At 65.2% G+C, this 12651-nt stretch carries 13 protein-coding genes; 11 read left to right on the top strand and 2 right to left on the bottom strand.

Annotated features, from left to right (window positions below; translation table 11 throughout):
• Positions 1-10 precede the first annotated feature (10 nt).
• The 5 genes from ACK3BB_RS09950 to ACK3BB_RS09930 all read left to right on the top strand — a co-directional run bounded on the left by ACK3BB_RS09950 (position 11) and on the right by ACK3BB_RS09930 (position 4653).
• Positions 11-469, top strand: a complete 459-nt coding sequence (locus ACK3BB_RS09950) for a hypothetical protein (protein ID WP_428928558.1) — start codon at positions 11-13, stop codon at positions 467-469.
• 109 nt (positions 470-578) lie between these two features.
• Positions 579-1856, top strand: a complete 1278-nt coding sequence (locus ACK3BB_RS09945; RefSeq protein ID WP_428928557.1) for a hypothetical protein — start codon at positions 579-581, stop codon at positions 1854-1856.
• A gap of 70 nt (positions 1857-1926) precedes the next feature.
• Positions 1927-3438 (top strand): Asp-tRNA(Asn)/Glu-tRNA(Gln) amidotransferase subunit GatB, encoded by a 1512-nt coding sequence (gatB, locus tag ACK3BB_RS09940; protein WP_428928556.1) that lies wholly within the window; start codon positions 1927-1929, stop codon positions 3436-3438.
• Positions 3439-3572: 134 nt separating this feature from the next.
• Positions 3573-4049, top strand: coding sequence for a thioesterase family protein (locus tag ACK3BB_RS09935; RefSeq protein ID WP_428928555.1), 477 nt, complete (start codon positions 3573-3575; stop codon positions 4047-4049).
• A gap of 166 nt (positions 4050-4215) precedes the next feature.
• A complete protein-coding gene (locus ACK3BB_RS09930; protein ID WP_428928554.1) occupies positions 4216-4653 on the top strand; it encodes a DUF4177 domain-containing protein in 438 nt (145 codons plus the stop codon).
• Here the strand turns inward: ACK3BB_RS09930 and ACK3BB_RS09925 are convergent.
• A complete protein-coding gene (locus ACK3BB_RS09925) occupies positions 4650-4928 on the bottom strand; it encodes a BolA family protein (protein ID WP_428928553.1) in 279 nt (92 codons plus the stop codon). The genes ACK3BB_RS09930 and ACK3BB_RS09925 overlap by 4 nt on opposite strands.
• Before the next feature lie 74 nt (positions 4929-5002).
• Between ACK3BB_RS09925 and ACK3BB_RS09920 the strand changes: the two genes are divergently transcribed.
• The 3 genes from ACK3BB_RS09920 (at position 5003) to ACK3BB_RS09910 (ending at position 8070) form a co-directional block, all read left to right on the top strand.
• Positions 5003-5626, top strand: a complete 624-nt coding sequence (locus ACK3BB_RS09920; RefSeq protein WP_428928552.1) for a DnaJ domain-containing protein — start codon at positions 5003-5005, stop codon at positions 5624-5626.
• A gap of 693 nt (positions 5627-6319) precedes the next feature.
• On the top strand, positions 6320-7021 hold the full coding sequence (locus ACK3BB_RS09915; RefSeq protein WP_428928551.1) for a response regulator transcription factor: 702 nt from the start codon (positions 6320-6322) through the stop codon (positions 7019-7021).
• 437 nt (positions 7022-7458) lie between these two features.
• The gene (locus tag ACK3BB_RS09910) at positions 7459-8070 is read left to right on the top strand and encodes a methyltransferase family protein (protein WP_428928550.1); all 612 of its coding nucleotides are present in this window, start codon (positions 7459-7461) and stop codon (positions 8068-8070) included.
• A 90-nt stretch (positions 8071-8160) separates the two neighbouring features.
• Here ACK3BB_RS09910 and ACK3BB_RS09905 read toward each other — a convergent pair whose 3' ends face one another.
• The gene (locus tag ACK3BB_RS09905; RefSeq protein ID WP_428928549.1) at positions 8161-9912 is read right to left on the bottom strand and encodes a calcium-binding protein; all 1752 of its coding nucleotides are present in this window, start codon (positions 9910-9912) and stop codon (positions 8161-8163) included.
• Positions 9913-10259: 347 nt separating this feature from the next.
• Here ACK3BB_RS09905 and cobS point away from each other — a divergent pair, with 347 nt between their 5' ends.
• The 3 genes from cobS to ACK3BB_RS09890 all read left to right on the top strand — a co-directional run bounded on the left by cobS (position 10260) and on the right by ACK3BB_RS09890 (position 12462).
• On the top strand, positions 10260-11246 hold the full coding sequence (cobS, locus tag ACK3BB_RS09900) for a cobaltochelatase subunit CobS (RefSeq protein WP_428928548.1): 987 nt from the start codon (positions 10260-10262) through the stop codon (positions 11244-11246).
• A 208-nt stretch (positions 11247-11454) separates the two neighbouring features.
• On the top strand, positions 11455-11862 hold the full coding sequence (locus tag ACK3BB_RS09895; RefSeq protein ID WP_428928547.1) for a hypothetical protein: 408 nt from the start codon (positions 11455-11457) through the stop codon (positions 11860-11862).
• A 171-nt stretch (positions 11863-12033) separates the two neighbouring features.
• Positions 12034-12462 carry a hypothetical protein gene (locus ACK3BB_RS09890; RefSeq protein WP_428928546.1) on the top strand — a complete coding sequence of 143 codons (429 nt, stop codon included), beginning with the start codon at positions 12034-12036 and terminating at the stop codon, positions 12460-12462.
• Positions 12463-12651 lie beyond the last annotated feature (189 nt).

The raw sequence follows: 12651 nt of genomic DNA, 5'->3' as shown, positions 1-12651 counted from the left end.
CCGCCGGGTCGTGGCACCCGATCCGTTCACCCATCGCGGCAGCGGTCGGTCCTGGCCGGTCGCTGCCGTCTGCCTGTTGATCTGGGCGGCGCTGATCGCCGCCCGGTTCGGCCTTGGTGCCAGCCCGTGGATCCTGGCACCGATCGCCCTGATGACCTTGCCCGCCCTGGCGGACCTCGTCCGGGCGCCGGCCACGTTCCTGCAACTCGATGCCTCAGGGCTGCGCTGGCAAGCCGGCCGCAGGAAAGTCGGCATACCCTTGAACCGCATCGACAAAATCCGGTTCGACACCCTATGGGATTTCTCGGTTCGCATCACGCTTTGCCTGACGGACGGGCGCCGCATCCGCCTGCCCCCGGACCTGCGCCCTCCGCACCGGGCCTTCGAGGCCGCATTGCAGGCGCACGGGCTTGCCACGGAACGGCACCATTTTGCGCCGTCCGGCCTGCGCCCCGGGACCCGGCCTTAACACTCGTGTCATGGCGTCTTTGAATGGCTGAGAAAGCTCCGCGAAACCGCCATGATTGCGCCTCAAAACCCGGCGATCTGTGACGAGGTACCAACCGACCGAGTACAGAATGAAGACTTCGCTTCTCGCCGCTTTCCGCAGGATCCGTGACCGATTGTTCGCCCGGTCCGACGCCGGGCATCCCGCCATGCCGCTGGGCCTGCCCTCGCCCTTGACCCCGTCGCCGGACATAAACCCCGAGAAATGCCTGGAAATTGCCATCCGTGAGCAAAGCACCGACCAGGAATTGCGCGACCGTTACGTGGCCCGGGGGCGTTTCCTGGCACGTCAGGAGCAATGGGAGCTCCTGACATCCGAGATCGCGGACGCCGAAGCCGCCCGCGCCACGACCCCATCCGGCATGCCCCGCGCCGACCTGTTGGCCCTTGGTGCGCGGTCCGATGTGGTTCTGGCCGCGGAACATGCGTTGATGGACGGCCGGCCGTCGCGCGATGCGCCGTTGCGCGCGGGCATCCTTGAACTGGAAGAGGTGCTTAAGGACAATCCGACGTACCCCGTCGCGCTGGTGGTTGCGCTGGCCCATATCGACCTGGGCTGGGCCTGGCGGGGCACCGGATGGGACGCCACGGTGCCGCGCGCCAACCGGTCGGCCTTTCACCACCACTTCGAGCGGGCCGAGGAAATTCTTCAATCACATTGCGCACTTGAGCTGGACAGCCCGGCGCTGGCCGCGGCCCGTTGCGCGCTGCTTGCCGGAGATGACGACCCGCGCGGACGCATTGCCGACGATTACGAAGACCTCATCGACCTCGATCCGCGCAACCACCGCCACATGCGCGCGCTTGGCATCCATCTGCTGCCGCGCTGGTTCGGCAGCTATGCCCAGCTGGAACTGGAAGCCCGCCGGACCGCCGCGCGCACCCGCGACATCTGGGGCAATGCCGCCTATGCTTGGGTCCAGTTCGACGCGCTGGCCATCGACGAAGAGGCCTGCGCCGGCGTGGACCTGGATTTCTTCATCGACGGGCTACATGACATCGTTGCCGCCCGCCCCGACCAGCCCATGATCAACATGCTGACGGCCTATTGCTCGATCACCTTGCAACAGCGCCTGGGCTTTGATTCCACGGCAGATTTCACCCGCACGCGGATTTCCGAATGCGCCCGCTGGCTGATCCGCGACCACCTGACCGAAGTGCATCCGATGATCTGGGCCCATGCCGCCGAAGGCGCCGACACCGCTGCGCGCGTGACCTCGAACAGCCGGTTCATGCTGCGCGGCCGGACCGATGCACTGCAGGCCATCTGCGACAATTTCGCCGAAGACATCCTGCGCGGCAATCGCGTGCGGTTCACGCCCAAGGGCCCCGAACTGACGCCCTTCTGAGCGCATGCGCTTGCTCCGCCGGGCCGGCTGGCTTAGAACGCGGGCCAGCCTGTAACCTGGAGCCGCGACGATGCTCGATCTCACCTACGACGCCCCGAAACCCAAGGTCATTGCCGGTGCCAAGCACGACTGGGAACTGGTGATCGGGATGGAAGTGCACGCCCAGGTGAGCTCCCGGGCCAAGCTGTTTTCCGGCGCCTCGACGCAATTCGGCGCCGAGCCCAATGCCAACGTCGCCTTCGTGGATGCCGCGATGCCGGGAATGTTGCCGGTCATCAATGACTTCTGCGTCGAACAGGCGGTGCGCACCGGGCTGGGGCTGAAGGCACAGATCAACCTCGTGTCGGCCTTCGACCGCAAGAATTACTTCTATCCCGACCTCCCGCAGGGCTACCAGATCTCGCAGCTGTATCACCCCATCGTGGGCGAAGGCGAAGTGCTGGTCGAACTGGGTGCAGGCGTGGGACGCAAAGTGCGGATCGAACGCATCCATATCGAACAGGACGCGGGCAAGTCGATCCACGACATGGACCCCCACATGTCCTTTGTCGACCTCAACCGCACCGGTGTCGCACTGATGGAAATCGTGTCGCGCCCGGACATCAGAAGCCCTGAAGAAGCAGCGGCTTACATCGCGAAGCTCAGGCAGATCCTGCGTTATCTCGGCACCTGCGACGGCAACATGCAGAACGGCAACCTGCGGGCCGACGTGAACGTGTCGATCTGCCGGCCGGGCGCCTACGAGAAATACCAGGAAACGCAGGATTTCTCGCATCTGGGGACGCGCTGCGAGATCAAGAACATGAACTCGATGCGGTTCATCCAGCAAGCCATTGAGGTCGAGGCGAAACGCCAGATTGCCATCGTCGAGGCCGGCGGCCAGGTCGACCAGGAAACCCGGCTTTACGATCCCGACAAGGGCGAGACGCGCTCGATGCGGTCGAAGGAAGAGGCGCATGATTACCGCTACTTCCCCGATCCCGACCTGCTGCCGCTGGAAATCGAACAGGCCTGGGTCGATGACATCCAGGCCGGGCTGCCCGAACTGCCGGACGAGAAGAAAGCACGCTTCATCAACGACTTCGGCCTGACCGATTATGATGCCTCGGTGTTGACGGCCGAGGTGGAATCGGCGGCCTATTTCGAAGAGGTCGCCGCGGGACGCGACGGCAAGATGGCAGCCAACTGGGTGATCAACGAGCTCTTCGGCCGGCTGAAAAAAGAAGACCACGACATCACCGTCAGCCCGGTTTCGCCGGCACAGCTGGGCGGCATCATCGACCTGATCGCCAAGGGCGACATTTCGGGCAAGATCGCCAAGGACCTGTTTGAAATCGTCTATACCGAAGGCGGTGACCCGGCCGACATCGTCGAGAAGAAAGGCATGAAGCAGGTCACCGACACCGGCGCGATCGAAACGGCGGTGGACGAGGTGATCGCGGCCAACCCGGCGCAGGTCGAAAAGGCCAAGGCCAATCCCAAGCTGGCCGGCTGGTTCGTCGGCCAGGTCATGAAGGCCACCGGCGGCAAGGCGAATCCCAAGGCCGTGAACGACATCGTCACGGCAAAGCTCGGCCTGTGATCCCCGGTAGGATGGGTGCAAGCACCCATCCTACGCCGCGGTCGGCACCGGTCGCCCCAAGACGCCCTGCCCTTCGGCTTGATCCCGTCCCGCGCCGGACCTAGCCTCCGGTCGACAGCGACAGGAGAGCCGCAATGACCATCCCCGCCCCGTTCATGTCTTCGGTCATGGAGATCCAGCCCGACTGGATCGACTATAACGGCCACCTGAACATGGCCTTTTACAACGTGCTCTTCGACCGCTGCGGTGACGAGGCCTATGAATTGCTGGGTTTCGGCCCGGACTACGCCCAGCGGGGCTTTACGACCTACACGGCCGAATTCCACCTGAGCTATGTGCGCGAGCTGCACCTGGGCGACAAGGTGCGGGTCAGCCTGCAGCTGATCGACCACGATACATCGAAATTCCATACCTACCAGGAGATCCACCATGTGGACGGCTGGCTGGCCGCGACGGGCGAGGCGCTGGGGCTGCATATCGACCGCTCCGGCCCCAGGGTTGCGCCCTTTCCGCCCGACATTGCAAAGCGGGTGGCGGCGATGAAAGCCGCCCATGATCCGCTGGGCTGGCCCGAGCGGGCGGGCCGTTCGGTGGGCATTCGGCGCAAGTGATCCGGCCTGGGAAACGGGGCCGACGGTGATCCGCCACATGGGTGCGGCCAGGTCGGTGGCGGGCGGACAACAACGCGCGAGAATTGGCCGGGGCGCCAAGATGCGGGCTTTCTTCGGGCGGCGGGTCTGGTAGTCTCCCCCGGGTTTTGCAGAAAGGTCCGCCGCCATGCCCCAATTCGAGTACAAGGTCGTTCCGGCGCCGACGCGCGGCGACAAGGTCAAGGGGGTCAAGCAGCCCGAGGCCCGTTTTGCCCATTCGGTCGAATCGGTGCTGAACCGCATGGCCGAGGGCGGGTGGGAATTCGTCCGGGCCGAGATGCTGCCCAACGAAGAACGCTCGGGCCTGTCCAAGACCACGCGGGAATGGCGCAACCTGTTGATCTTTCGGCGTGAACGCAACGCGCCCGAGGCCATCGACCCGTCGCTGATCGCGGCGCCGGCCATGGCGGCCAACACCGCCCCGCCGCTGCGGGCCGAACCGTCGCCGGAATTCGCCGAAGAGCCGGCCGCCTTTGTCCCAGCCGAGCCCACGCCGCCGCCCGAGGATGACACGGACGACGACAAGGGCGCGATCGCGCTGCGCGGCTGGCGCGACCGCGACTAGGTTCCGATGTCGAGGGCCAGCGCATGAATGCGCCCGATCAGATCCGGCCCCAGCGCCCCGTGCACCGCCCGGTGCCGGGCGATCCGCGACTTGCCGTCAAAGGCGGCAGCGCGGATGGTCACGTGGAAATGGCTTTCGCCCCCTTCCTGGTACCCGGCATGGCCACGATGGGCCTCGCTTTCATCGGTCACGACCAGTTCCGTCGGCGCAAAGGCCTTGGTCAACCGGTCCCGGATTTCAGACGTGACGGCACCTTGGCCCGCTTCAGTCACCATTTTTTCAACCGCCCCCTTCTATCTGGCCTGACAAAGTTTAAACTCACCATTCCGAGTCGAAAAGGTGCCCGCACATGACCAAGTCTGACCCCTTCGGTTTCGATATGTCCGTCTCTGCGTCCAAGAAAAAGAACCCGCGCGGTCGCAGGGGCATGTCCGGCGCATCCGAGACATCGACCCGTCTTTGCGAACATGAAGGCTGCAACGAGCCGGGCAAGTTCCGTGCCCCCAAGGCGCCCGACGTGCTGGACGAATATTTCTGGTTTTGCCAGCAGCACGTGCGGGAATACAACCTGAAATGGAACTTCTTCGACGGCACGACCGAGGCCGAGCTGAACGCGCAGCGGTCGAAGGACAAGGTCTGGGAGCGCGAGACCAAGCCGCTGGGCGATCCCGAGGCGCGGGCCTGGGCACGGCTGGGCATCGAGGATCCGCACCAGGTGCTGGGGGCCAACGGCACCAAGAACAAGGGCCGGGTGGTGTCGGGGCGCAAGCTGCCGCCGACCGAGCGCAAGGCGATCGAGATCCTGGAAGCCAAGGACGATTGGACCAAGGCCGAGGTGCGCAAGGCTTACAAGAAGCTGATCAAGGTGCTGCACCCCGACATGAACGGCGGCGACCGCAGCCAGGAAGAACAGCTGCAGGAAGTGGTCTGGGCCTGGGACCAGATCAAGGTCAGCCGCAACTTCAAGGACTGAGACACATCGGGACCGGCCGGTCGGGGACCTGGCCGGTTTGATGCCGGGTCGGTTGGGCGACGAGCGGCGTGGTGGTTCGGCAAATTGACTGTGGCCGGCTTGATGCTGCGTCGGTTTGGCGCCCAGCTGCATTTATGCCTGTGTGATTTGACGGTGGGCCGGGTTTGCGCAGCGCCGGTCCGATGCTCGGCTGGCGTGACGCAGGGCCGGTTTGACACACGACAGGGCCGATGATCGGGTTGGCCGGCTCTTCGAGCGGCCGCCCCATTGACTGGTTGGTGCGATGTTGGTTCGTCTCGATACTGGCTGGCTCCATGATCGGCCTGTTCTATGAGCGACAAGCCAATCTGCTCATCCACGCTGGGGCCCACCGGCGCCGCGGGTTCTAGCAATATGTCAGGAGCGACCCCGACTACTGACATCACCCCCCTTCCGAAAAACATCAGAGAGATGAGACCGTTGCGCCCCGGATTGCCCCGGGCGCGGGGGTTTTGGGTCATCCTGCCCCGGCGATCCTGTCACGGAACTGACACGTTGCCGTGACCTGGCCGGTTTTGGCAAGGGATTGGCCCTGCTGCCAATTGCATGGCCCCGGTCGTTCCCCATATCGGTCGGGTTGAGAGCCAACGGTCCGGGATTTCCGGGCCCTGGCCGGCCCCAATTTCAGGGGCCGTGACTCGAGAAGGAGAATTCATGAAAACGGTCATTTTGATCGACCAGGACCGTGACGGTCTTGCCGCGCTGTCCGGTCTGCTTGAAAACGAGGGATACCAGGTCGAGGCCTTCGTGGACCCGACCCTTGCGCTGCGCTCGATGCGCCGGCTGCAACCCGACATGGCTATCATGGACACGCAGCTGCCGCGGATCGACGGGCTGGCCCTGCTGGCGCAGATCCGCGCGCAATCGGATATCCCGGTGATGCTTATGACGTCCAAGGCATCCGAGCTGGAAGAGGCCATGGGTCTGCGGATGGGCGCGGATGATTACGTGGCCAAGCCCTATTCGCCGCGGGTCATGGTGGAACGCATCGGCGCGCTGGTGCGTCGCCACAAGGGCGAACTGGCGCGCAGCGGCGAGCGGGTGTTGCAGGTGGGGCCGCTGATGCTGGACCCCAACCGCCATCTGGCCGTGTGGAACGACGCGCCGCTGTGCCTGAGCGCGACGGAATTCCGGCTGCTGGCCTACCTGGCCGAGGCGCCGGGATACATCCGCAACCGCGACCAGATCATGAAACGGATCTACGGCGAGCAGATCTGTGTCGAGGATCGGACGGTCGACAGCCATATCAAGCGGTTGAGGATGAAGCTGAAGGCCGTTGATCCGAGTTTCTGCGCGATCGAGACGGTCTATGCGGTGGGCTTCCGGCTGAACCTGGCCGAGGCGATGGCGGCCTGAACCGGCCCTCCCCCGGGGCCAGGGCGCACCCCGGGGGCAAGGCCCGGATCGACGAGCGGCAAGACCGGGATCAGGATTGAGACCAGGTTCAAGACCAAGACCAAGACCAAGACCAAGACCAAGACCAAGACCAAGACCAAGACCAAGACCAAGACCAAGACCAAGACCAAGACCAAGACCAAGACCAAGACCAAGACCAAGACCAAGACCAAGACCAAGACGAGGGTCGACATGGGCCGGGGACCATGTCCAGGCCTTTGCGCCCCCGGCTGCCCGATTAGGCAGAGGCCAGCCGCACCGATTTGCCCCTGCCCCACCCCCGGCCGCTTTGGTTCCCCTGCGTTACGTTCCTGTCATCGACCCATGCTCTAAGCGGTGGAAATCTGCCGGGGGACGCCCCTGTCCGTCGGTGCCACGCAGCCAAGGCAACGAGAGTCATGACCGAAATCCTCTCCCATCTTCATCTTGCATCGGCCTGGGCCGCCGCCCTGTCGGCCCTGCTGCTCGGAGGCCTGCTGGCCTACAACCTGCGCGTCCCGGCCTTCGGCTTCTGGCCGGCGGCCTCGGGCTGGCGCCACAACACGGCCTTCGGCATCTTTCGGGTCTTCTGCGGGTCGACGGTTGTCTTTGCCCTGATGGAAGTCTGGGCCAACGGCTGGGGCCATTGGCTGCGCTATGCCATAGGCGTGCCCTTCACCTTCGTGGCCTTCGGCATCACGCTGTGGGGCTACCGGTTCCTGGGCCTCGACAACACCTATTGCGAGGCCGACGGGCTGGTGACCGGCGGCATGTATGCCTATTCGCGCAACCCGCAATACGTGACGTCGGTCCTGGCGACGGTCGGGCTGGGCATCGTTGCAGCCTCGCCGCTGACGCTGATCTTTGCCGTCGTGCTCTTCGTGCTTTACTTCCTGTTCATCCTGAACGAGGAACGCTGGCTGGCCCAGGGCTATGGCCGGGCCTTCCTGGATTACATGAAGACCACCCCCCGCTTCATCGACGAACGCAGCTTCATGCGGCTGCGCCAGGATGTGCTGGCCCGGGGCTGATCCCCCGGCCCGCCCGAATGCAAATGGCAAAAGGCCCCGCCGGAGCGCCGGCGGGGCCTTTTGCATATTCGGTTGCCGGTCTGGCGGCGGTCAGGCCACCAGAGCGGCCAGCCCGTCCTGGTCGAGCTCGGTGATGGCGATGGAATCGGGGTCGATATCGGCCGCCTGCACGCCCACCAGTTCGGCCACCAGGATCGGGTCCTTGCCGCCCAGGCTGACATAGACCTCGGTCGTGCCACCGTTCTGCACCAGCGTGACATCCTCGGGATCGGGCAGGTCGCTGCCGGTGGGATAGTTCAGCACCAGCGCATCCTCGACCGGGTCGAAATCGGTCACGGTCAGATCGTGCTCGTGGTCGGCATCCTGGACCACGAAGACATCCGCTCCCTCGTCGCCGGTCATCGTGCCTTCCTGGCCGATGAGCACGTCGTCATCCAGCCCGCCCTTCAGGTCGTTGACCCCCGAGCCGCCGTTCAGCACGTCGTTGCCGGCATCGCCGTAGAGCGTGTCGTCGCCCTCGCCGCCCAGCAGCCAGTCGTCGCCGTCCTGGCCGCCGATGATGTCGTCGCCCTTCTGGCCTTCGATCCGGTCGTCGCCGTCGTTGCCTTCCAGCAGGTCCTCGCCGGAGCCGCCCTTGATCCAGTCGTCGCCCTGGCCGCCGCTGACCGTGTCGTTGTCGGCCCCGCCGTCGATGTAATCGTCATCGACCCCGCCATAGAGAATGTCGTCGCCGGCATCGCCGTAGATCGTGTCGTCGTCGTCTTGGCCATAGATGACGTCATCGCCATTGCCGCCGTGGATGACGTCCTGGCCATTGTTCGTGACCGGATCGGGATCGCCGGACGAGCCGTCATCGGGGATGTTGGCGTAATCGGGATAGGCCGGGTCGAGCCCGCCATAGATCAGGTCGTCGCCATCGCCCCCGTCGATCAGGTCGTCGCCTTCGCCGCCGATGATCGTGTCGTCGCCGGCATCGCCATGGATCTCGTCCTTGTCGAACCCGCCGTCGAGGTAATCGTCGCCCTCGCCGCCCGAGATGTAATCGTCGTCGTCACCGGTGAAGATCGTGTCGTCGCCCGCCCCGCCATAGGCCGCGTCGCGGTCGTCGGACGGATCGGGATCGGCCGGCACGTCGGGCAGGCCGGCATAAGACGGAAAGCCGGTGTCGGGCAGATGGGTTTCCAGCGGGGTCGAAGTGTCGATGAAATCGTCGCCCTCGCCGCCATGGGCCTCGTCATTGCCCGCGCCGGTGTAGATCGTGTCGTTCTGAGCGCCGCCATCGGCATAATCGTTGCCCGCGCCGGTATCGATGTAATCGGACTGCTGGCCGCCATAGGCCGCATCGTTGCCCGCCCCGCCATACAGCGAATCGAGCCCCTTGTTGCCTTCGAGCGTGTCGTTGCCGTCATCGCCGTAGAGCGTGTCGTTGCCTTCGCTGCCCTTCAGGAAATCGTCGCCGTCGCCGCCGTGGATCTCGTCGCGGCCGGCTTCGCCGCGGGCGTAATCGTCGCCCTCGCCGCCATAGATGATGTCCTGGCCGGTGCCGCCCGCAAGGTAATCGTCGCCGGCGCCGCCTTCGATGTAATCGTTGTTCTGCGCGCCGTGGATCTCGTCGGCGCCATCGCCGCCGATCAGCGTGTCGTGGCCCTGGGCGCCATAGATCTCGTCATCGCCGTCGCCGCCCTGGATCAGGTCGTTGCCCTCCTGGCCCTGGATGAAATCATCGCCGCCCGAGCCGTCGATGTCGTCGCTGTCATCGGTGCCATAGATTTCATCGTCGTCCATCGTACCGACGAAAGCGGCACCAGCAGACAGGCCCAGAAGAGCCAGAATAGTGAGCATACGACACACCCCCATGTCGAATTTCCAAAATGCCTCGGCACATTCCATTTGTGTCAAAAGTAAGTCAAGCAATACGGAAGAATATCCCATGAACAGGGGAACTTGCGGACAATACCCCCTTTGGACAGGGATTGTTCGCGATCGGACAGGGGCGCCGCACCCCGACCCGGGGCCTGCCCGGCGGTCGGTCCGTCGCAGGCGCGGGCCTGCACATGGGCGTTCAGGGGCGCGTCGGGGATGGAATTTGGCCTTTCCCTTGCTCTCGGCCCCTGTATGGTGCACAGCGGTCGCGCTTGGGCAGGACCGATGACGAGCGACCCCGAAGACGAGCGACAAGGACAGACGTGATGGCCGACGGCAGCATTGAACCGACCGCGAAACCGACCGAGGACATCTCTGTCCGCGATGTGTTCGGCATCGACACCGACATGACGGTGCGCGGCTTTGCCGAGGCCACCGACCGGGTGCCCGACCGCGACCCGACCTACAAGTTCGACCCCGACACGACGCTGGCCATCCTGGCCGGTTTCTCGCGCAATCGCCGGGTCATGGTGCAGGGCTATCACGGCACCGGCAAATCGACCCATATCGAACAGGTCGCGGCACGGCTAAACTGGCCGGCGGTGCGGGTCAACCTCGACAGCCACATCTCCCGGATCGACCTGATCGGCAAGGATGCGATCAAGCTGCGCGACGGCAAGCAGGTGACGGAATTCCACGAAGGCATCCTGCCCTGGGCGCTGCGCAACCCCGTGGCCATCGTCTTTGACGAATACGATGCCGGCCGGGCCGACGTGATGTTCGTGATCCAGCGGGTGCTGGAGCATGATGGTAAACTGACCCTGCTCGACCAGAACGAGATCATCACGCCCAACCCCTATTTCCGTTTGTTTGCAACGGCAAACACGGTCGGTCTGGGCGACACGACGGGCCTGTATCACGGCACCCAGCAGATCAACCAGGCCCAGATGGACCGCTGGTCGCTGGTCGCCACGCTGAACTATCTCAGCCATGATGCCGAAGTGGCGATCGTGCTGTCCAAAAGCCCGCATTACAATACCGAGAAGGGCCGCAAGACGGTCAGCCAGATGGTGCACCTGGCCGATCTGACGCGGACGGCCTTCATGGCCGGCGACCTGTCGACGGTGATGTCGCCGCGGACGGTGATCACCTGGGCCGAGAACGCCGAGATCTTCCGCAACGTGGGCTATGCCTTCCGGCTGTCCTTCCTCAACAAGTGCGACGAGCTGGAACGCCAGACGGTGGCCGAGTTCTACCAGCGCTGCTTTGACGAGGAACTGCCCGAAAGCGCGGCCTCGACGGCGCTGACCTGACGGCCGTCGCGGCGGGGACGTTAGAGCCCCGGTAATCTCTTGATGCTAGCGTCCGGACCCCATGTCCGGGCGCTTTTCTTTTGGTCCGGCCCCCGGGCGGGGCCTGCGCGGTGCCATGCTGGCGCTCTGGCTGGCCTGTGCGCCCCTGGGTCCGCTGCCCGCCTTGCTGGCCCCGATCCTACTTGCACCTTCCTTGTTGGCGCCTTCCTTGATCGCCCCGGCCCTGCTTGTGCCCGTCCTGCTTGCCCCCGCCCCCGCCACCGCCGCCCCCGGCGCGACGACCCCGCCTGCCCCGGCCGACCTGCTGCGCCTGTTTGCCATCTGTGCCGGCCGTTTCTCTGCCCTTGCAGAACACGAAGCCCTGTTCGACGGCGCGGCTTCGGACAGGGCGGCCGACCAGCGCGATGTCTTTCTCGATCTGCTCGACGCCCTTCATCCCGACCTGCCGGCCATCAGCGGCCAGGCCATGATGGCCTGGCGGGTCTCGGCCAAGCAGGCCCAGGCCATGGTGCTGCTGCAGGCCCGGTTCCATGCCGATCCCGCCCGTGCTGCGCGAGCCACCCGCGCCGCCGGCTATTTCCTGGCCGAATGCCGCGCCCTGCTGCCCGGCGGCTGACCCGCCCCCCCCCAACGGCTGCCCGGCGGTCCGCCCCGATGCCGACGAGGCGGCCGATCACCCCGCCCATTTGCCATGCGCGGCCCGCCCTCGGAGTAAAAATGTCCAGCAAATGTGCATCAAATGTATATACTCAATTGACTGGTAATCCATCCGTCATAAAATCGTTACATGAGACCCATCACAGCGATTCTCCTTTGCGGCAGCTGCATCCTCGCCCTTGAGGGCGGGCGCGCCGAGGCCGCGCCGGGCCTTCCGGCCTTTTCCCATCAACGGGCGGAACTCTTCGCCAAATGCTCGGGCCGGCTGGCGGCCCTGGCCTCTCATCAACGCTCGATGCGCCTGGACGATGCCGGCGAGAACGACCGCCTGCGGGCCGAGTTCGACATGCTGCTCGAAGCCGTGCTGCCCGATGCCTATGACCAGGGCGTGCCCTCGGGCCAGGAAGACCGGTGGCGCTCGCAGGGCTGGAGCGAGATCGCCGGCCACCTGGCCAACCAGCTCTACAGCTTTGACGCGGGCATCGCCGATTACGCCCGCCAGGCGGCCGAGGTCAGCATCGCGCGCTGCCGCGACCTGGTGCTGGCGCCCACGACCTGAACTGCCGGACCGGCCCCGACGGAACGGGCCTCCGAACGGCACCACGCATGGCCCGCCGCCCGCGATTTGCGCCGCCCCGCGCCGCCTGTCGGCCGCGATGGCACCGGTGGCGGCACAAGGCCGGCAGGGCTATGGCCAAGCCGGGGCTTTGGGTCTAGGGTGCGGGCTCGACGCCACGGGCGTGTGATG

The sequence above is a fragment of the Marinibacterium sp. SX1 genome, assembly GCF_050389775.1.
GTDB lineage: Bacteria > Pseudomonadota > Alphaproteobacteria > Rhodobacterales > Rhodobacteraceae > Marinibacterium.
Note: the sequence above shows the minus strand (reverse complement) of the source record. Positions and strands in the feature narration are given on the sequence as shown.